This window comes from Streptomyces sp. NBC_01478, from assembly GCF_036227225.1.
GTDB lineage: Bacteria > Actinomycetota > Actinomycetes > Streptomycetales > Streptomycetaceae > Streptomyces.
In genome coordinates, this window is record NZ_CP109444.1 from 3,866,980 (window position 1) to 3,885,832 (window position 18,853).

The 18,853-nt window shown below is 72.3% G+C and carries 14 protein-coding genes and 2 pseudogenes; 15 read left to right on the forward strand and 1 reads right to left on the reverse strand.

Annotated elements, in window-relative coordinates; translation table 11 throughout:
• The first annotated feature begins 37 nt into the window (after nt 1-37).
• Genes OG223_RS17365 through OG223_RS17400 form a run of 8 tightly spaced genes read left to right on the forward strand, consistent with a single transcriptional unit; the run spans nt 38 to nt 9,599 of the window.
• Nucleotides 38-811, forward strand: coding sequence for a class I SAM-dependent methyltransferase (locus OG223_RS17365; protein ID WP_329265321.1), 774 nt, complete (start codon nt 38-40; stop codon nt 809-811).
• On the forward strand, nt 808-5,034 hold the full coding sequence (locus tag OG223_RS17370) for an alpha-(1->3)-arabinofuranosyltransferase (protein ID WP_329265323.1): 4,227 nt from the start codon (nt 808-810) through the stop codon (nt 5,032-5,034). The genes OG223_RS17365 and OG223_RS17370 overlap by 4 nt, the downstream gene beginning before the upstream one ends.
• On the forward strand, nt 5,031-6,320 hold the full coding sequence (locus OG223_RS17375; protein ID WP_329249006.1) for a condensation protein: 1,290 nt from the start codon (nt 5,031-5,033) through the stop codon (nt 6,318-6,320). The genes OG223_RS17370 and OG223_RS17375 overlap by 4 nt, the downstream gene beginning before the upstream one ends.
• A complete protein-coding gene (locus OG223_RS17380) occupies nt 6,317-7,045 on the forward strand; it encodes a class I SAM-dependent methyltransferase (RefSeq protein WP_329249009.1) in 729 nt (242 codons plus the stop codon). The genes OG223_RS17375 and OG223_RS17380 overlap by 4 nt, the downstream gene beginning before the upstream one ends.
• A 23-nt stretch (nt 7,046-7,068) precedes the next feature.
• The gene (locus OG223_RS17385; protein ID WP_329265325.1) at nt 7,069-7,974 is read left to right on the forward strand and encodes a hypothetical protein; all 906 of its coding nucleotides are present in this window, start codon (nt 7,069-7,071) and stop codon (nt 7,972-7,974) included.
• Nucleotides 7,971-8,180, forward strand: coding sequence for a Trm112 family protein (locus tag OG223_RS17390; protein WP_329249012.1), 210 nt, complete (start codon nt 7,971-7,973; stop codon nt 8,178-8,180). Before OG223_RS17385 ends, OG223_RS17390 begins: the two co-directional genes overlap by 4 nt.
• Entirely contained in the window at nt 8,177-9,121 is a 945-nt protein-coding gene (locus OG223_RS17395) for an FkbM family methyltransferase (protein WP_329249015.1), read from the forward strand. Before OG223_RS17390 ends, OG223_RS17395 begins: the two co-directional genes overlap by 4 nt.
• Nucleotides 9,009-9,599 carry a hypothetical protein gene (locus tag OG223_RS17400; RefSeq protein ID WP_329249018.1) on the forward strand — a complete coding sequence of 197 codons (591 nt, stop codon included), beginning with the start codon at nt 9,009-9,011 and terminating at the stop codon, nt 9,597-9,599. Before OG223_RS17395 ends, OG223_RS17400 begins: the two co-directional genes overlap by 113 nt.
• Here the strand turns inward: OG223_RS17400 and OG223_RS17405 are convergent.
• Nucleotides 9,589-10,464 (reverse strand): ATP-grasp domain-containing protein, encoded by an 876-nt coding sequence (locus tag OG223_RS17405; RefSeq protein WP_329249020.1) that lies wholly within the window; start codon nt 10,462-10,464, stop codon nt 9,589-9,591. The two genes, OG223_RS17400 and OG223_RS17405, sit on opposite strands and share 11 nt — an antisense overlap.
• Nucleotides 10,465-10,603: 139 nt before the next feature.
• On the opposite strand from OG223_RS17405, the gene OG223_RS17410 reads away from it, so the two are divergent.
• The 7 genes and pseudogenes from OG223_RS17410 to OG223_RS17440 all read left to right on the forward strand — a co-directional run bounded on the left by OG223_RS17410 (nt 10,604) and on the right by OG223_RS17440 (nt 18,852).
• Nucleotides 10,604-11,650 (forward strand): MerR family transcriptional regulator, encoded by a 1,047-nt coding sequence (locus OG223_RS17410; protein ID WP_329249024.1) that lies wholly within the window; start codon nt 10,604-10,606, stop codon nt 11,648-11,650.
• Nucleotides 11,651-11,709: 59 nt separating this feature from the next.
• On the forward strand, nt 11,710-13,185 hold the full coding sequence (locus OG223_RS17415; RefSeq protein WP_329249027.1) for an acyl-CoA synthetase: 1,476 nt from the start codon (nt 11,710-11,712) through the stop codon (nt 13,183-13,185).
• Nucleotides 13,178-13,945, forward strand: a pseudogene (locus OG223_RS17420) (carboxyl transferase domain-containing protein); the annotation flags it as partial. The gene OG223_RS17415 and the pseudogene OG223_RS17420, both read left to right, overlap by 8 nt.
• A gap of 588 nt (nt 13,946-14,533) precedes the next feature.
• Nucleotides 14,534-15,151 (forward strand): annotated as a pseudogene (locus OG223_RS53955) (carboxyl transferase domain-containing protein); the annotation flags it as partial.
• A gap of 182 nt (nt 15,152-15,333) precedes the next feature.
• The gene (locus OG223_RS17430; RefSeq protein ID WP_329249030.1) at nt 15,334-16,374 is read left to right on the forward strand and encodes a rod shape-determining protein; all 1,041 of its coding nucleotides are present in this window, start codon (nt 15,334-15,336) and stop codon (nt 16,372-16,374) included.
• Nucleotides 16,371-17,780 (forward strand): GAF domain-containing protein, encoded by a 1,410-nt coding sequence (locus OG223_RS17435; protein WP_443073841.1) that lies wholly within the window; start codon nt 16,371-16,373, stop codon nt 17,778-17,780. The genes OG223_RS17430 and OG223_RS17435 overlap by 4 nt, the downstream gene beginning before the upstream one ends.
• Before the next feature lie 229 nt (nt 17,781-18,009).
• Complete coding sequence (locus OG223_RS17440) at nt 18,010-18,852, forward strand: NAD(P)-dependent oxidoreductase (protein ID WP_329249034.1); 843 nt, start codon at nt 18,010-18,012, stop codon at nt 18,850-18,852.
• Nucleotide 18,853: the final 1 nt, after the last annotated feature.

An 18,853-nucleotide genomic window follows, 5' to 3' on the forward strand; every position in this document is an offset into this window, starting at 1 on the left:
TCGTTGTGGCTGGTCGCGCCCCGCGGCGGAGCCGCATATCGATACAGCCCCGCGCCCCTCAAGGGGCGCTTCACCTCGCCGGGGTTTCAAGGATCCCTCCCTCAGCCGCTCTCTCGCCCTGTTCCGTGCCTTTCTGCATGAGCAGGACGACCCGGAAGCCTGCTATTCACTCCTCGCTCGTGACGCTGCCGATCAAGTCGAGGCCTATTACGGTCCCGTCGCCGGTCGGACCGTCGTCGATGTCGGCGGTGGGAGCGGGTACTTCACCGAGGAGTTTCGGCGGCGCGGGGCCCGCGCCTACCTGTTCGAGCCGGACGTACGGGAGTTGGGGCAAAAGCCGCCCGACGGGACCGTCATCGCGGACGGATACTTGTTGCCGCTGTCCGACGGGGTCGTGGACGTGACCTTCTCCTCGAACGTCCTTGAGCATGTGGCCGATCCGCAGACGTTTCTCAGTGAGCTGGCGCGGGTGACCCGGCCCGGTGGGCTGATCTATGTGTCGTTCACCAACTGGCTTTCGCCTTGGGGCGGTCACGAGTGGGCGCCCTGGCACTACTTCGGGGCCGAACGGGCCCGCGCGCGCTATCGGCGGCGTACCGGAAAGGCCGCCAAGCACACCCTCGGCGAGAACCTGTTCGCCGTGCACATCGGTACCACTCTGCGGCAGGTCCGGGCCCGTGACGACGTGATGGTCGTCGCGGCGCGGTCCCGCTACTGGCCCTTCCTCGACCGAGCCGTCGTCAAGGCGCCCGGGATAAGGGAGTTGGCCACCTGGAACCTCCTCCTCATTCTCCGGCGGTGTCCACCATGACGGCGACGACGGTCCAGGTTCCGCCTCCGGCGGCCGATCCCACCACCACGACGCTGGCCGGTCCCCCGGAGGGGCCGAGGTCATGGCGCTGGTTGTTGGGGTTCTGGGTCGTGGTGTTCGTGCTGTTGCTGGCCGTGCATCCGGGGCGGCAGACCTTCGACACCAAGCTCGGTGTCACCGTGGACCCGGGCCAATTCCTGTCCGATCTGGGGCAGTTGTGGCACGACCGGGGGTCGTTCGGGGGCATCCAGGACCAGTACGCGGGCTACCTCTGGCCGATGCTGCCGTTCTACTGGCTGGCCCACGCCGTGCACCTGCCGGTGTGGCTGGCGGAGCGGCTGTGGCTGTCGCTCGTCGTCTCGGTCGCCTTCTGGGGCGCGCTGCGGCTGGCCGAGCGGCTGCGGGTCGGGAGCTCCGCGTCCCGGCTTCTCGCCGCCGTGACGTACGCGCTGTGGCCGGTGTTCACGATCGTCGTCGGCTCGACCTCGGCCGCCGCGCTCCCCGGTGCCTTTCTCCCCTGGGTGCTGCTGCCGCTGACCAACGAGCGCTACACGGCGCGCGTGGCCGCCCTGCGCTCGGCGCTGATCGTGCCCTTCATGGGCGGAGTCAACGCGGCGGCGACCCTCGCGTCCCTGCTCCCGGTGGGCCTGTATCTGCTCTCCCGCCCGCCCGGGCCACGGCAGCGCAAGCTGCTCGCCTGGTGGGTGCCGGGGATCGTCCTGGCCACGGCATGGTGGTGGATCCCGCTGCTGATGCTCGGGGTCTACGGCGAGAACTTCCTTCCCTACGTGGAGACTTCGCAGACCACGACGGACACCATGTCGGCGACGGAGGGCCTGCGCGGAGCCGGTGACTGGGTCGCCTATCTGCACCTCGGGGAGGCCTGGATACCGGCCGGCTGGACGGTCGCCTCCTCGGTGATCGTGATCGTCTGTTCGGCGTTCGCGGCGGGGCTCGGCCTTGCCGGGCTGGCCCGTCGGGACATGCCGGAGCGGCGCTGGCTGGTGCTGGTCGCGGTGTCGGTCGCGCTGATCCTGTTCGCCGGGTACGGCGGCGCGTTCGGGGCGCCCTTCCACGGGGTGGTGCAGGGCTGGCTGAACGGCCCGCTCGTCCCGTTCCGCAACATCTACAAGTTCCAGGCGGGCCTGGCCCTCGCCCTCGTCCTGGGCCTGGCCCACCTGGTGGGTGTGGCCGCCGAGTCGCGGGGCGCCCGCCGGGTCCGGGGCCGCCGGCTCGCCCCGCTGATCGCGGTGATCCTCGTCCTGCCCGGGCTGGCCTGGCCGTATCTCAACGGGTCGATCCTGAACCCGGGTTCGTTCCAGCAGCTCCCCAAGTACTGGCAGGCGACGGCCGACTGGCTGCACACGTACTCCCCCGACTCGCGGGCCCTGGTCGTCCCGGCGACCGCGCACGGCATCTACACCTGGGGCTCCCCCATCGACGAGCCGCTGGACGTCCTGGCCGACTCCCGCTGGGCGGAACGGGAGTACGTCCCGATGGGCACCCCCGGCAACCGGCGCGCGATGGACGCGGTCGAGCAGGCGCTGGCCGGCGGTGGCGAAGTCCCGGGCCTGGCCGACTACTTGAGCCGAGCGGGCGTCTATTTCGTCGTCGTCCGCAACGACCTCGACCCCGACCAGATCGGCTATGTCCCGACGACCACCGTCAAGCGCACCCTCGAACAGTCCGGCTACCAACGGGTGACCGGCCTCGGCCCGACCATGACCGGCGGCCGGATCGCCGACGACACCCCGCTCCAGGTCGAGGGCCTGTACCCGCGCCAGCGGGCGGTGGAGATCTACGAGCCGACGAGCAAGGACGTGACGCGGCCGGGGCAGGCCGGTCTGACGCCGGTGGCCGACACGGCGGTGGTCTCCGGCGGCCCGGAGTCCCTCCTCCCCCTGGCCACCGAACTCCGGGGCCGCGCAACGGTGTTGACCGGCGACAACCACCCGGGCCTCGGCTCCCCCGCCCTCCGGATACTCGGCGACGGACTGCGCCGCGCGGACACCCGGTTCGGCCTGGTCGACGCCAACACGTCGTACACGTACACCCCCGACGAACGCAACGCGCCGGACGCGGTCCAGGACGCGGGCAAGAAACCGAAGCAGATCCTCCCGACGAAGGGCATCGCCCATCAGACGGTGGCCGAGTTGCGCGGCGCCCGCTCGGTGACGGCGTCCTCCAGCGGCAACTGGCTTTTCTACCTGCCCCAGTTCGACCCGGTGAACGCCTTCGACGGCAACCCGGACACCGCGTGGGCGGAGGGCGCGGCGGGCTCGCCGAACGGGCAGTGGCTGCGCATCGGCTTCGCGGGCGGGTCGTACGACATGCCCGGCTCGTTCAAGGTCACGCCGCTCCCGCAGGAGGGCGTGCGGGCGGCGGCGACCGAGGTGAGAGTGGAGACGGCGAAGGGCTCGGCGACCAGCTACCTCCAGCCGAACGGCATGCCCCAGACGATCAAATCGCCCGCGGGCGGGACGAGTTGGATGAAGCTGACGATCGTCGACTCGGTGGCCCGCCGGACCGGCCTGACCGGCGCGGGCTTCTCCGAGATCGCGCTGCCGCACGTCCAGGTCACCCGGCTCCTGAAACTCCCCACCGACGCGGACACCTCCGACTCGAACGCCTCCGACGCGGCGGCCGAGGTCATCTCCCTGCACCGCGCGGCCGACCCGACGGGACTCTCCCCGACGGGCACGGAGGCGGGCCTGCACCGCACCTTCTCGACGTCGACGGCGGGCACGTACGAGATGAAGGCGACCGCGGTGGCGACCCCCGGCGAGGAGCTGGACAGACTCCTCTACGAGGTGGCCCCCGCCCAGCAGCACCGCATCACGGCGACGGCGGACTCCACGGCGGCGCTGGGCACGGGTCTCTCCGCGCGCAACCTGACGGACGGCGACCTGACGACGGGCTGGATCGCGGGCGACCGCCCCACGATCCACCTGGCCTGGACCGGCAAACAGGCGGTGGGGGAAGTGGTGTTGGCCCCCGCGGGCGGCCTGTCGACCCGCGCGACCGAGGTCGACATCGCCTCACCCGACGGCTCGACGATCGCCGGCGTGGACGAGAACGGCGTGGCCCGTTTCGACCCGATCACCACGGACCGCCTGGACATCACGGTCACGAAGACGGCCCCGCTCACCCTCCACAACCCGATAGCGGACGAGAACCTCCAACTCCCCGTGGGTCTCACCGAGGCCTACATCCCGGCCCTGGACCAGTACCGCACCCCCCAGCCGGACCCGTCCCTCACTTTCACGCTGCCCTGCGGAAAGGGCCCGGTGGTGGCGGTGGACGGCGAGCTGTACCGGACGAGCGTGAAGGGGACGGTAAGGGACCTGACGGAACGGCGGGCGGTGGAAGTGACGCTCTGCCAGGAGAGCCGCACGGACCCGGCATTGGAGCTGACGTCGGGCACGCACCGAGTGGAGGCGGGAGACGCCGGCCCCCTGGAACTCACGGACGTCACCCTGACCCGGGGAACGGTCACCGAACCCACCGCCGAGTCCCGCAAGTTGACGATCCAGGACTGGCTGGGCGACCGCCGGGAGGTGACGGCGGGCTCGGGCGCGGCCTCGTACCTCACGACGTACGAGAACTACAACGACGGCTGGAAAGCCACCCTGAACGGCAAGGAGCTGTCCCCGGTCCGCCTGGACGGCTGGCAACAGGGCTGGCGCATCCCGTCAGGCGCAGGCGGCACGATCAAGCTCTCCTACACCCCGGCGACGACATACGAGGCCGGCCTCATCGGCAGCGCAGTAGCCCTGGCCGCCCTCCTGACCCTGGTGATCTGGCGCCGCCGAGAGCCCAACCCCGACGAGCCCCAACCACCCCCGCCACTGCCGGGGTTGTGGCTGGGCACGGTGGCACTGACGCTGGTGGGAGTAGTGATAGCGGGCTGGCTCGCCCTACTGGTCCCGGCACTGGCCTTGTTGGCATACCGCCGCCACGCGTTGCTCGTACCGATCGCGTTCGTGGCATTGGCGGGGGCGGGAATCACGGCGGCAACGGGAGCGGGGACCCCGGTGGGCGCGGCTGAGGGCGCATTCAGCCACACGGCCCAACTCCTCGCATTGATCGGGTTGTTCGCAGCACTTGTAAGCGTCCGCGAGTGGAGCGCCCCTCCAGGGGCGCGGGGCTGGGTCGATATGCGGCTCCGCCGCGGGGCGCGCCCAGCCCCCACAAACCCGCAGTCAAGGGACGAACCTGAATGACCACACTCAACGAACCTCGCTCCCCCACCCGCATCCCCTTCCCCACAGTCGACGAAATCGCCCGCCACTGCCACCAATCCGCAGAACCGGAAACAGTCCACATAGAGGTCCACCTCCCCGGCCCCATAAACGCGGAGCGCCTCCGCAGCGCATTCGGCGAAGCCTTGACCCACCACCCCCGCATCCTCATGCGCGAGGCCCCGGGCCCCTGGTACCGCCGCCGCTACGAATGGGAGTTGACCACCACCCCGGACATGGACGTGGTGACCTTCCCACCCCCCACCCAGGACGCCCTCAAACAGGCCCGCACCCGCTCCCTGACCAACACCCCACCCCTGACCGCGTCCCCACCCATCCGCCTGGAGGCAATCGACCTCCCCCACGGAACCGCCCTCGTCCTCACCGTCAACCACACCGCCCTGGACGGCCCCGCCTGTCTCCGCGTCCTCGCCACCGCGGCGGAGCTGTACGGAGGCCACGCCAACACCCCGACCGCCCCGCCGACCCGCCCCCCGGACACCCCCGAACCCCCCACGGAAACCCCCTCCGTATGGACCCCACCCGCCCGAGTGGCCCCCGGCACCCCCGACCCGGCCCCCGGAGGGAACGGCCTCCTCCTCACCGAACTCCCCGTCCCCGACCGCCCCAAGGGCTCCCCGTACACGGTGAACGACCAGCTCATGGTCACGACGGCCCTGATGATCGCCCACTGGAACCGCGAACACGGCGCGCACCCCCGCCCGATGCGCATCACGATGCCGGTGGACGACCGACCCCGAGGCACGGACATGCCGATCGGCAACGGCACGAGACTCGTGGAAGTCACCTTCGCCCCGGGCGAGTTGACCTCCGACCCGGCCGCAATGGGAGAACTGCTCCACCGCACGGCGACCCGGACCCGCGCCCTCAAATCCCTCCACCGCCCCCAACTGGGCCACGGGGCAACCCTGTTGACGTCCCCCGTCGTCCCCGTGGCCTGGCGCGCCGCCCTCACCCGGGGCCTCCGCAGAGCCGCCGCCCCCTGGACCTCGACCACGCTCCTGAGCAACATCGGCCGCGTCCCGTACACCCTGGACTTCGGCGGCGCCGCGGGCCGCGCGCACGCCGTGTGGTTCTCCGCCCCGGCCCGGATGCCCCGCGGCCTCACCGTGACGACCGCCTCCACCGCGGGCAGGCTGCACGTGGCCCTCCGCTGGTCGCGCGCGCTCCTCGGTCCCGGCGACGGAGCCCACCTCCGCGACCTGTTCGAGCACTACCTGCACACGACGGAGGAGCACCGGGCATGACGACGACCGTCCCGCACCACCCCGACCTGCGGGACTTCTACGAGAACCCCGCCGTGCCCGTCGCGTCCGGCCACTCCCGCACCCTCCGCCAGGCCCGCATCCTGGCCACCGCGCTGGGCGCGCCCACCGAACACCCCCGCACGATCCTCGACATCGGCTGCGGCGACGCGACCGCCGCCGCCACGGCCGCCCCGCTCCTCACCGGCCACCGCGTCGTCGGCGTCGACTGGTCCCAGGACGCCCTCACCCGCGCCCGCACCCACCTGCCGTACACCGTGCGCGGTGAACTCACCGCGTTACCACTACGCACGGCAACCGCCGACGCCGTGCTGTTCAGCGAGGTGATCGAGCACCTCGTCGACCCGGACACCGCCCTCGCCGAGATCCGCCGTGTCCTTCGCCCGGGAGGCCATCTCATGCTGTCCACACCGAACTTGGCCGCCTGGTACAACCGCGCCCTGCTGCTCGCCGGCGTCCAGCCCGTGTTCTCCGAGGTGAGCCTGCGCGCGATCCACGGCCGCCCGGGCAAAGAGGTCGTAGGACATCTGCGGCTCTACACCCCGCGTGCGCTGCGGGAGTTCGTGACGGCGGCCGGTTTCGAGGTCGTAGGACTCAAGGGCGCGCCCTTCCACGGCGTACCGCGAGCACTCCGCCCCCTGGACCGACTGGCCTGTGCCAGACCGCAGTTGGCGTCGATCCTGCTGCTGCACGCGCGGAAGACGTAGGGGGCGCGGCCGTGTGGTGGGGAGTGGCCGCGGCCCTGTTGGCGAACGTCCTGTACAGCACCGGCTTCGTCCTGGAGAAACGGGCGCTCGCGGCCCTGCCCGAGGTGACGGTCCGTCAACCGGCCAGGCTGCTGCGGCTGGTGCTCGGCAGCCCGCTGTGGATCGGCGGGTCCCTCGCGCTGGCCTCCGGGTTCGGCGCGCAGCTCGCCGTGTACCGGACGCTGCCGATCGCCGCCGCGCAGGGCATCTTCGTATCGGGCCTGGTCCTGCTCGTGCTGCTGTCCGCACGGATGCTCGGCGAGGAGACGAGCGGCCGCGAACGGTACGCCCTCGGTGCCATCCTGGTCGCCCTGTTGATGGTCGTACTGTCCCTCAAGCAGGGCTCGGACCATGTCAGCCGCAACGCGCCCTATCCGCTGATCCTGCTGGTCTGCGTGCCCTCGCTGGCGGCCGGCGTCTGGCTGTACCGCTCCACCGAGCGCAGCGCAGGACACCGGCACCGGCTGCCCACCACGGGCGTCGAATACGGGGTGGCGGTGGGCCTGTTGTACGGGGTCAGCTCGCTCGCCATCAAGGGGGTGTCGAGCTATCTGACGACAAGTGACCTGGGCGGGGCGGTGGTTGGCCTGCTCAAGTCCCCGTACCCGTATCTCCTGCTGTTCACGGGCGCGTTCGGCCTGGTCATGTCCCAGGCGGCGCTGCAACGCTGCCGGGCCTCGCTGATCGTGCCGGTGTGCACGACGGTGACGAGTCTGTTCACGGCGGTGCTCGGCACGCTCGCGTTCGGCGAGGCCCTGCCGCACGATCCGCTGCGGCTGGCCCTGCGGATCGGGGGCACGGCCCTGGCGGTCACCGTTCTGCTCACCATGCCGAAGCACGACAACGCGCCTCAACAGCCTGTCGAGGCCAAGGAGTTGACACCCCCATGAACCCGGACGACCCGCTGCTGAAGATCCTGGCCTGCCCGCTCGACAAGGGCCCGCTGCACCTGCTCCCCACGGACGCCCTCTACAACCCCCGGCTGCGCCGCCGTTACCCGATCGTCGACGGCATCCCGCAGCTCCTGCCCTCCTCCGGCGAGCAAGTGACCGACGAGGCCGAGCACGTGGAACTCCTCAAACGGATGGCCCCATGACCCCCACCCCCCGTACCCTCACCGCCCGCCTCGTGCCCCTCCTCCCCACCCGCCTGGTCGCCGCCACCGCCCGCGCCGTCTACCCCCGCTTCGAACCCGAACTGGCCCGCCTGGGCGAGCTGTTGCCGCCCGACTGCGGCACGGCGGTCGATATCGGCGGCTGGTACGGCCCCTGGACGCAGCGCCTCTGCGGACACGCGCGCCAGGTCGTGACCATCGAACCGGTCCCCCACCTGGCGCGGCTCCTCACCTCCGCCGCGCCCGCGAACGCCATGGTGATCCCGGCCGCCGCCTCGGACCGCCCCGGCACCGCCCGCCTGTGGCTGCCCCCGGACGACGAGGGCGACCGGGGTGTGTCGTCGCTGGTCCGCCGGGACATCCACGCCCGCGCGGTGCACGTCCCCTGCGTCACGCTCGACGGCCTGGGCCTCAAGGACGTCGGCTTCATCAAGATCGACGTGGACGGCAGCGAACTGGCGGTCCTGCACGGCGCGACCGGCCTCCTGACCCGCGACCACCCGGCGCTCTTCGTCGAACTGGAGTCACGCATCCAGCCGATCGGTCCAGTGGTGACCTATCTGTCCCTGCTCGGCTACGAGGGCTGGGTCCTGCCGGACAGAAGCGGGGACTGGGTCCGGCTGGCGGCCTTCCCCCTGGAGGAACACCAGGCCAACACCTCGTACGTCGTCTCGCAGGGCCTGCTGCGCCGCGTCCTGCCCTTCGCGCGCGGCCCCCGTTACGTCAACTCGGTCCTGTTCCTGCCCGACGGCCGCAGCCCCGGCGTCGACGGCGACGGCGATGTCAGTGCCGTGCGCGACGATGGATCGCATGCCCGACGCGAAACGCCCCGCCCGCCCCTTCAGCCCCCTCGACTTCCAACTCGTCCTGCTGCGCCGCATGGCGGACCACAACCCGGACCTGGTCGAGAACGCCCGTCATGAGCTGGGCGTCTCGATCGCCGACATGCGCGAGGCCAACAAGCGCTGGCAGGCGATGCTGCACTCCCCGAGAGGCCGGGCCGCCGCCTCCCGGTACCGCTCGATCCTCGGCACCCCGGAGTCGACCGCGCACCGCAGGATCGGCGACCTGGACTGCGAGGCCTGGCAGTGGCCCCTCCCCCTCTGGCCCGACCTCCGCTTCGAGGTGCTCGCCGCTCCGAACGGCGCCGTATGGAACGAATGGCTGGTCCGCGCCCCCGGCGCCACGCCCCCGCCCCTGCGCACCTTGCACGACCTGACCCCCTGGTCCTGCACGGTCGACGAGGCGGCCCGCGCCTTCGCCCCCGCCCGCCCCCTGGAGGGCACCGCCCCCACCCGCTGGGGCCTGGCCTTCACCGCCCCGGACGCCGAGGGCGTACGGCACCAGTGCGCGGCCGAGTTCACCTGGGGCCTGCTGCAACGAACGGCGGTCAAGGAGTAGCGGCGGCCGCGAGAATCGCCTCGACCACCACGGCCAGCGATCCGGGATGCAGATCGAGGAAGAGATTCGGCTCGACGAGTTCCAGCTCCATCACACACGGCTGCCCGTCCGGCCCGTCCACGAGGTCGACGCGCGCGTACAGCAGCTCCGGCGCGTCCGGTACGGCGGCCAACGCCCGCTCGGCGACGGAGAGTTCGGCCTCGGTCGCGGTCCACGGCTCCAGGTCCGGGTGGGACACCTTGTCGTCGTCGTAGGCCGTGCCCCGCGCCAGTACGGCCCCCTTCCGCGAGGCGTGCACGAACCGCCCCCCGAAGAACAGCAGCGCCCGCTCCCCGCTGACGTCCACGTTCGTCAGATACGGCTGCACCATCGCGGTGAGCCCTTCCCCGTGCATGCGCTCCAGTTGTCGTACGGCCGTCTCGTGCTCGTCGGGTGTGTAGCGGGCGGCGAAGCGGGCGCCCGCGCCGGAGGTCGGCTTGACGACGTACTCGTGGTCCTCGGGGAGGTCGGCCCGGTCGCCGGGGGCGAGATAGCGGGTCGGCACGACGGGCACGCCGGCCGCCGCGAGGTCGCCGAGGTAGCGCTTGTCGGTGTTCCACCGCACGACCTGCACCGGATTCGCGAGCCGTGTCGCCTTCGCGGTCCGCTCGGCCCAGGCCATGAACTCGACCGGCCGCCAACTGTAGTCCCAGGTCGACCGGAGGACGACGAGGTCGTGGGCGCCCCAGTCGGTCCCCGCGTCGTCCCACGGCACGGCGACGGCCTCGGCCCCGGCCGCCCGCAACGCCTCCACCAGCACCGGGAGGTCGCGGTCCTTGCTGGGCTTCGGTCCGGGGTCGTAGGTGGCGAGCGCGATACGGGGCACGGGAGCCTCCAGCTTCGTACGGCGGTAGATCGTTTTCGCAGGGTAACCACGGCCCCCGCAACCGGGGCAACCGGATTGACCTTCCCCTTCGGTGAAGCCCCAGCATCGGTGACGGAACCGGACGAGACAGGGGGCGTGCATGAGCATGCTGACGATCGGGGCCTTCGCGCGGGCGTGCAGGCTGTCGCCGAAGGCGCTGCGGCTCTACGACGAGCTGGAGTTGCTGCGGCCGGCGCGCGTGGACCCCGACACCGGATACCGGTACTACGCGGTGGACCAGTTGGAGCGGGCGCGGCTGGTCGCGTGGCTGCGGCGACTGGGCATGCCGCTGGCCTCGATCCGTACGGTGTGCGCCCTCGAACCGGCCGCGGCGGCCCGCGAGATCCGTGCCTTCTGGGCCCGGGTCGAGGCGGAGACGGCGGTGCGGCGGGATCTCGCCGGGTTCCTCGTCGACCATCTCGCGGCCGGAGCGGCCGTACCGGGAAAGGACACCACCATGCTGGAACTGCGTTACTCCGCCCACTCGGACCGCGGTCTGGTCCGCCCCTCCAACCAGGACACGGCGTACGCGGGCCCGCGGCTGCTCGCGGTCGCCGACGGGTTCGGTCCGGCGGGCGCGCCCGCGAGCGGCGCGGCGGTGGAGGCACTGCGCTTCCTGGACACCGAGGAGGTGCCGGCGGGCAATGTGCTCAACCTGCTGGAGGAGGCGGTACGGGGCGCCACCGACGCGGTCCGTGACGTGGCCGATCCGAGCGAGAACGGCACGACCCTGACCGCGCTGCTGTGGACGGGCTCGAAGCTGGCGCTCGTGCACATCGGGGACTCGCGCGCGTATCTGCTGCGCGAGGGCGGGCTGTTCCGGATCACGCACGACCACTCGGTCGTCCAGTCGCTGATCGACGAGGGCAGGCTGACCGCCGAGGAGGCCGGGTCCCACCCGCAGCGCTCCCTGCTCCTCAAGGCCCTCACCACCGGCGAACCCGACCTGAAGCTCCACGACGCGCGGCGCGGCGACCGCTATCTGCTGTGCTCGGACGGGCTGACCGCGGTCGTCCCGGAGCACCGGATCCGCGAACTCCTCACCGCGAGTGCGGGCCCGGAGGAGGCGGTACGGGCGCTGGTCGACGCGGCGAACGGGGCCGGGGGTCCGGACAACGTCAGTTGTGTGGTGGCGGACGTGGTGTAGGAACGGGGGTGTCCCCGACGTCTGGGGACCACTGACCCGACGGCTAAGGAGTGCACCGCGTGTCCACACTCTTCCCGGCTCTGACGAACCCGGGCGACCAGCCCGCTCTCACGTTCGGCGACCGGTCCCTGACGTACGCGGAGCTGGCCGCGGCGGCGGACGCCCTCGCGGCCCGGTGCCGGGGCGCGGGCCGGGTCGCGGTGTGGGCCACCCCCTCGCTGGAGACGGCGGTCGCGGTCGTGGCGGCGCTGCGGGCCGGGGTGGCCGCGGTGCCGCTCAATCCGAAGTCCGGCGAGAAGGAGCTGGGGCACATCCTGGCGGACAGCGCGCCGACGGTGGTGCTGGCGGCTCCGGGAGATGAACTGCCGTCTGCACTAAGGGAGTTGGAGCGTATCGACGTCGACGTGCGCGCGGTGGGGACGGTCGCCGACGTCCAGGTGTCCGACGAGGACGCCGCCCTCGTCGTCTACACCTCCGGCACCACCGGCCCGCCCAAGGGTGCCGTCATCCCGCGCCGGGCGATCGCCACGACGCTGGACGCGCTCGCCGACGCCTGGCAGTGGACCGGCGACGACGTCCTCGTACACGGGCTGCCGCTGTTCCATGTGCACGGTCTGGTGCTGGGCATCCTGGGTCCGCTGCGGCGCGGCGGCTCGGTGCGGCACCTGGGCAGGTTCAGCACGGAGGGCGTGACACGGGAGTTGAACGACGGCGCGACCATGATGTTCGGCGTGCCGACGATGTACCACCGCATCGCCGAGTCCCTCCCCGACGACCCCGCACTCGCCAAGTCCCTCGCCCGGGCACGGCTGTTGGTCTCCGGTTCGGCCGCGCTGCCGGTCCACGACCACGAGCGGATCACGTCGGCGACCGGGCGCCGCGTCATCGAGCGCTACGGCATGACGGAGACCCTCATGCTGTGCTCGTCCCGGTGGACACCCCCGGACCCCCGGCCGAGCGTGCGGGCGGACGGCGAGCCGCGCGCCGGGACGGTGGGGGTCCCGTTGCCCGGCGTGGAACTGCGGCTGGTCGAGGAGGACGGCACGCCCCTTTCCGCGTACGACGGCGAGAGCGTGGGCGAGATCCAGGTGCGCGGGCCGAACCTGTTCACGGAGTACCTCAACCGGCCGGACGCCACGGCCGCCGCGTTCACCGAGGACGGCTGGTTCCGCACCGGCGACATGGCCGTGCGCGACCCCGACGGCTATGTCCGGATCGTCGGCCGCAAGGCAACGGACCTGATCAAGAGCGGGGGTTACAAGATCGGCGCGGGCGAGATCGAGAACGCGCTCCTCGAACACCCCGGGGTTCGCGAGGCCGCCGTCACCGGTGAACCGGACCCCGACCTGGGCGAGCGGGTGGTGGCGTGGATCGTGCCTGCGGACCCCCAATCTCCGCCGGAACTGGCCGAGTTGGCCGACCACGTGGCGAGCCTTCTGGCCCCCCACAAGCGCCCCCGTGTCGTCCACCATCTCTCCGTGCTCCCCCGCAACGACATGGGGAAGATCCTGAAGCGCTCCCTGACCGATGGCTGAGCGGCTCTCGGCCCGCGAGACCGTCGCCCTCGTCGCGGACTCCGCCACTTTCACCGAACTCCCTTACCCCGCGCGGGAGTCCAAGCCCGACGGCCCCCTCGCCTGGCAGGGCTACGACGCCTCGCGCGCCCGCGCCGCCGACCGCACCGGTGAGTCGGAGTCGGTGATCTGCGGCACGGCGAGGGTGTCGGGCACGCGAGCGGTGCTGATCGCCTTCGAGTTCGGCTTCCTCGGCGGCTCGCTGGGCGAACGCACCGGGGACCGGCTGGAGGCGGCGTACACGTATGCCCGTGAACACCGGTTGCCGGTCGTGCCGTTGATCGCCACCGGGGGCAGCCGGATGCAGGAAGGCATGATCGCCCTCACCCAACTCCAGCGCGTGGCATGCCAGTCGGCGCTCACCAGAGAGGCCGGCCTCCCCCAGATCGCGGTACTGCGCGACCCGACCACGGGCGGCGGCTGGGCCACGCTCGGCGCGGGCGCCGATGTGATCCTGGCCCTGCCCGACGCCCAGGTCGGCTTCGCGGGCTCCCGCGTCCGTCCCCCGGACGCGGACCCGACGGCGTACCGGGCCGAGGCCCAGGTGGCAGCGGGCGCGGCCGACGCGATCGTACGACCGGAGGACCTGAAGGAGACCCTGGGGAAGTGGCTCCGCCTGCTGACCACCCCGTGGGCGGGACAGGCACCGGTGCCTGCGCCGCTGGGGGCGACCGGCCTGGCGGCCAGAGGGCGGGAGGGGCTGGCCCCCGTCCTCGCCCCGGGGCAGGAGGGTGTGCCGTCTGCCCTCGGCGAGGCCGACCCGCCGGGGGCGGCAGGAGAGCCCGCGCGAGGCGCGCTGTCGGCTCGGCGTGCGGCGACTGATCCTCCGGTGACCGCACACGAGGCCGCGCAGGACGCCGGGGCGGCTCAGCACACGACGGCCGACATCCCCGGGGCCGCACAAGAGACCGCGCACAACGCCGAACCGGCTCACCCCACCGCGGCCGACCCACCCGTAGGCGCACGCGAAGCAACGCAGGACGCCCGGCCGACTCAGCGCACCGCGGCCCATCCACCCGAGGTCGCACAGGAGACCAAGCAGACCGCTCCGCCGGCCCAGCAGACCCCAGCCGACCCACCCGAGGCCGCACGAGAAACCACGCAAGACGCCCACCCGACTCAACACACCACAGCCGACCCACCCGGAGCCGCACAAGAGACCGCGCAGACCGGCCCGACGGCTCAGCATGCCGCAGTTGATCCGCGAGGGGGCGCGCACGACGCCCGGTCGGCTCCCCGCGACGCGCCCGCCCCTCCGGCGACCGCACAGGAGACAACTCACCCCGCCCGGTCGGGTCACCCCACCCCGGCCGACCTCCCCGTCACCGGCTGGGAAGCCGTGCAGCGCGCTCGCTCGGCTCAACGTCCGCGTGCTGAGCGCTACTTGGACGCCTACTTCACCCACCGGCTCGCGATCAGTGGTGACCGGTGCGGGGGTACCGACGCGGGCATGCTGTGCGGGTTCGGTGAGCGGGAGGGGCGGGCGGTCGCGTATGCCGCGCAGGCGGGGACGGCGACGCGTCCCGCCGGGTATCGCACCGCCGCGCGGCTGATCCGGCTCGCGGAGCGGCTCGGCATTCCGGTGCTGACGCTGGTGGACACCCCGGGCGCGGCGAACGACGCCGAGGCGGAGAAGCTGGGGGCGGGGGCCGCGATCGCGGACCTGTTCGGTGCGGTGGCGTCCGCTCGTGTCCCGGTCACCACGCTGCTGATCGGCGAGGGCGGTTCCGGGGGTGCGCTGGCGCTCGCCGCGCCGGGCAACACCTGGGCCACGCCGGACAGTTACTTCTCGGTGATCGCACCGGAGGCCGCCGCCGCGATCCTGAAGCGGCCGAGGGAGGAGACGGAATCCACCGCCGACCAACTCCGCCTTCGGCCGCAGGACTTGGCTGAGCTGGGGGTGGTCCGGGCGACGTGGCCCGGGTGAGTGACGGGACCTCACCAACTGCCCCTTACTTATTCTTTAAGTCGGGCATTGCGGACAAATCCCCCATTCAGCGGCACCCCACCCGGCCCACCACAAGACGCGCCCGCTCCCCCACCCCCGCACGATGCGAAGGAGGCCCGCCGCCCGGCGAAGCCCGGTCCGCGCTCTCGGGAGAACCTGCCATGACCGTCAGTCTGGAGCAGTTGCGCCGCTGCCATTTCGCCGTCGACCTCGGCGCGGCGCGCACTCGCGTCTACGTCAAGGGTGCCGGGCTCGTCGTCGACCAGCCGTCCGTCGCCGCCGTGAACACCCGGACCGGCGCGCTGATCGCCGTAGGAGAGTTCGCGGAGAAGATGACGGGCCGTACGCCCGACTACATCCGGGTCGTGCGGCCGGTCTCCGGCGGGACCGTCGTCGACATCGAGATGGCGCAGCGCATGCTGCGGCACCTGATCGGCGACAAGGTGCGCCGCGCGCTGCGCCGCAAGCCCCGGCTGCGGGCCGCCGCCTGCACCCCGCACGACGCCGATCCGCTGGCTCAGCGGGCCGCGATCGAGACGCTGGTCGGGCTCGGCGCGCGCCGCGTGGAGTTGGTCGACACGCTGATCGCCGCCGCCGTGGGCTGCGGGCTCCCCGTGGAGCGGCCCGAGGCCACCATGATCATGGTGTGCGGCGCCGCCGCGACCCAGGTCGCCGTGCTCTCCCTCGGCTCGATCGTCACCGCCGAACGCATCCCGGTCGGCGGCGAGGCCGTCGACCACGCGATCGTCCAACACCTGCGCCACGAACACGAGTTGATGCTCCCGAGCCAGTCCGTACGACCGCTCCAACTCGCCCTGTCCGGCAACGGTCTCACCCCGCACGGGCCGAGCACCACCGAGATCCACGGGCGGGACGTGGCGAGCGGCCTCGCCCGTTCGGTGCGGGTCGACACCGCGGCCGTACGGGACGCGATCGAGACCCCGCTGACCGCCGTGCTCGACGGGATCGGCCGGGTGCTGCGCAACTGCCCGCCCGACCTGGTGGCCGACCTCGCGGACCGCGGGATCATGATGGTCGGCGGCAGCGCGCTGCTCCCCGGCTTCGACCAGATGCTGCGCGCGGCGACCGGGATGCCGGTGCACATCGCGGAGCGGCCGGACGTGTGTGCCGTACAGGGCCTGGGCTACATGCTGGAGGGCAAGATCGAGCCGCTGGTCCTGGCCCCGCTGGCGAGCGCCTGAGCCCGGACCCGGCCGGCCCGCGGGCCGGCGTCCCCGGTCTCTCCCGCCTCCTCGAAGCCGTCCTGAGCGTCGGTTCCGAGCTCGAACTGCGCACCACGCTCCAGCACATCGTGGACGGCGCCGCCGAACTGACCGGCGCGCGCTACGCGGCGCTCGGCACGACGGACCCCGGGCAGGACGGCCTCACCGAGATCCGTACCGGCGGGGCCGAGCCGCCGCCCACGGGTGTGCTCAGCGTGCCGATCCACGTCCACGACGAGGTCTTCGGCCACCTCCACCTCGCCGGAAAACGCCACGCCGCCCCCTTCACCGCCGAGGACGAGCAACTCCTGCACGTCCTCGCCGCCCAGGCCGGCATCGCGATCGGCAACGCCCGCCTGTACGAGGCGGCCCGGCAGCGCGAACGCTGGATCGAGGGCGCGGCGGCCGTCACCACCGCGCTGCTCACCGGCGAGAGCGCGGCCGACGCGCTGGTGACGGTCGCGGAGGGCGCGCGGGCCCTCGCCGACGCCGCCGCGGGCGTCATCCTCCAGCCCACTCCGGCGGGCGGCATGGAGATCGTCACCGCGTCCGCCTACGAGGACGCGGGCGACATCGTCGGTACGACCATCGAGCCCGGCAGCCCCGTCCTCGTCCAACTCCTGGGCGGCGAACCGGTGTTCATCGACGACTCGGCGACCGACCCCCGCATGACCACGCATGTACGGCACCGGTTCGGCCCCAGCATGATGCTCCCGCTCCAGGCGGACGGCCGTCTCATCGGCACCCTCGCCCTCCCCCGCCGCCCGGGCGACCGCCCCTACACGGCCGTGGAACGCCTGCTGGCAACGCAGTTCGCGTCCCAGGCCGCCCTCGCCCTGGTGCTGGCCGACGCCCAGCACAGCCGCGAACGCCTCGCCGTCTACGAGGACCGCGACCGTATCGCCCGCGATCTGCACGACCTGGTGGTCCAACGGCTGTTCGCCACGGGCATGTTGCTGGAGTCGGCGCAGCGCAGAGGCGGGCCGGCCGACCCGGCCCACGAGGTCCTCGGCCGTGCCGTCGACGAACTCCAGTCGACGATCCAGGAGGTCCGCACGGCGATCTTCGCCCTGCAGCAACCCCCGGCGGAACCCCCGACCACCCTCCGGGGAAAGGTACTTCGGGAGGCGGCGAGCGCGTCGGCCGTCCTCGGCTTCCCGCCCTCGACCCACTTCAAGGGTCCGGTGGACACCCTCGTCCCCGACGAGGTGGCGACCCGACTCCTCACCGCCCTGCGCCGCGCCCTCGCCGCCGTCGCGTCCGGTGTCTCCCGCCTGGAGATCACGGTCGACGTGACGACACCGCTGCCGGACGGCCGGGATGCCGTACGGCTGCGGGTGTACGAGGACGGTGGCACGACGGCGAGTTGGCGGTCACCCCTGTAGGGCCGGACCGCGCGTGTCAGTAGGGCAGGATCCGCCCCGACGGCGTCCTGCGGTCGATGGTGTCGTCGCGGGGCGTAATGGGCCGGCGACTGACGCGAACGCGGATCTGTCGGTTCATGGCGCCCTCCCGAGGCTCATATCTCCTATGCCCCTCTCCTATGCCCCACACTCGTCCTCGCGACGCTCAAGAAAATCTTCCTGCCCACGGCGGCCTCGTACGGTGAGGCCCATGACGACCACGTTCACGCTTCTGCATCCCGGCGCCATGGGCGCGAAGGTCGGCGGCCAGGCGACCCGTACGGGCGCCCGGGTGCTGTACGTCCCCACCGGCCGAAGCCCCGCCAGCCTCCAACGCGCCCGCGAGGCAGGCCTGGAGCCGGCCGAGTCCCTCGAATCGGCCCTGGCCGTCAGCGACTTCGTGCTGTCGGTGTGCCCGCCGCACGCGGCGGAGGACGTGGCGCACGAGGTGCTCGCGCACCCCTTCCGAGGTGTGTACGTCGAGGCCAACGCGATCAGCCCGGACCGTACGAGGCGCATCGCGGCGGCGTGCGCGGAGCTCGGCGTGCTCATGCTCGACGGCTCGATCGTCGGCGGCCCGCCGGGGCCGGGCAGCGCGCCGCGCCTGTATCTGAGCGGCGACGGGGAGCAAGTCGCCCGCGTGGCAGGGGTGTTCGAGGACACGTGGGTCGTGGCCCACCCTCTGGACGCCTCGGTCGGTGCCGCGTCGGCGTTGAAGATGGCGTACGCCTCGTACCAGAAGTCGGCCCGCGTGCTGGCCGCCGTGTCGCACGCCCTCGCCGCGCATCACGGCGTGGCCGCCGAACTCGCCCGTGAGGCAGGCTCGTTGACGTCGAACATCCTCGCCGAGACCGACCAGCTCCCGAGCGTCGCGGCGCGGGCCTGGCGCTGGGCACCGGAGTTGGAGGAGATCGCGGCCACCCTGGACACGGCCGGGCTGCCGCCGGAGCTGGCGCAGGGCGCGGCGAGCGTGCTGCGCCGGTGGGACGGCGACAAGGACCGCTTCGACCTCCCGCTGGAGGAGGTACTGGACCACCTCCGCACGGAGGGGTGAC

Coding starts and splice junctions, on each gene's coding strand:
- OG223_RS17410 (WP_329249024.1), top strand. CDS start 10,604: ATGAGCATGCTGACGATCGGGGCCTTCGCGCGGGCGTGCAGGCTGTCG.
- OG223_RS17430 (WP_329249030.1), top strand. CDS start 15,334: ATGACCGTCAGTCTGGAGCAGTTGCGCCGCTGCCATTTCGCCGTCGAC.
- OG223_RS17375 (WP_329249006.1), top strand. CDS start 5,031: ATGACCACACTCAACGAACCTCGCTCCCCCACCCGCATCCCCTTCCCC.
- OG223_RS17440 (WP_329249034.1), top strand. CDS start 18,010: ATGACGACCACGTTCACGCTTCTGCATCCCGGCGCCATGGGCGCGAAG.
- OG223_RS17370 (WP_329265323.1), top strand. CDS start 808: ATGACGGCGACGACGGTCCAGGTTCCGCCTCCGGCGGCCGATCCCACC.
- OG223_RS17400 (WP_329249018.1), top strand. CDS start 9,009: ATGCCCGACGCGAAACGCCCCGCCCGCCCCTTCAGCCCCCTCGACTTC.
- OG223_RS17395 (WP_329249015.1), top strand. CDS start 8,177: ATGACCCCCACCCCCCGTACCCTCACCGCCCGCCTCGTGCCCCTCCTC.
- OG223_RS17380 (WP_329249009.1), top strand. CDS start 6,317: ATGACGACGACCGTCCCGCACCACCCCGACCTGCGGGACTTCTACGAG.
- OG223_RS17390 (WP_329249012.1), top strand. CDS start 7,971: ATGAACCCGGACGACCCGCTGCTGAAGATCCTGGCCTGCCCGCTCGAC.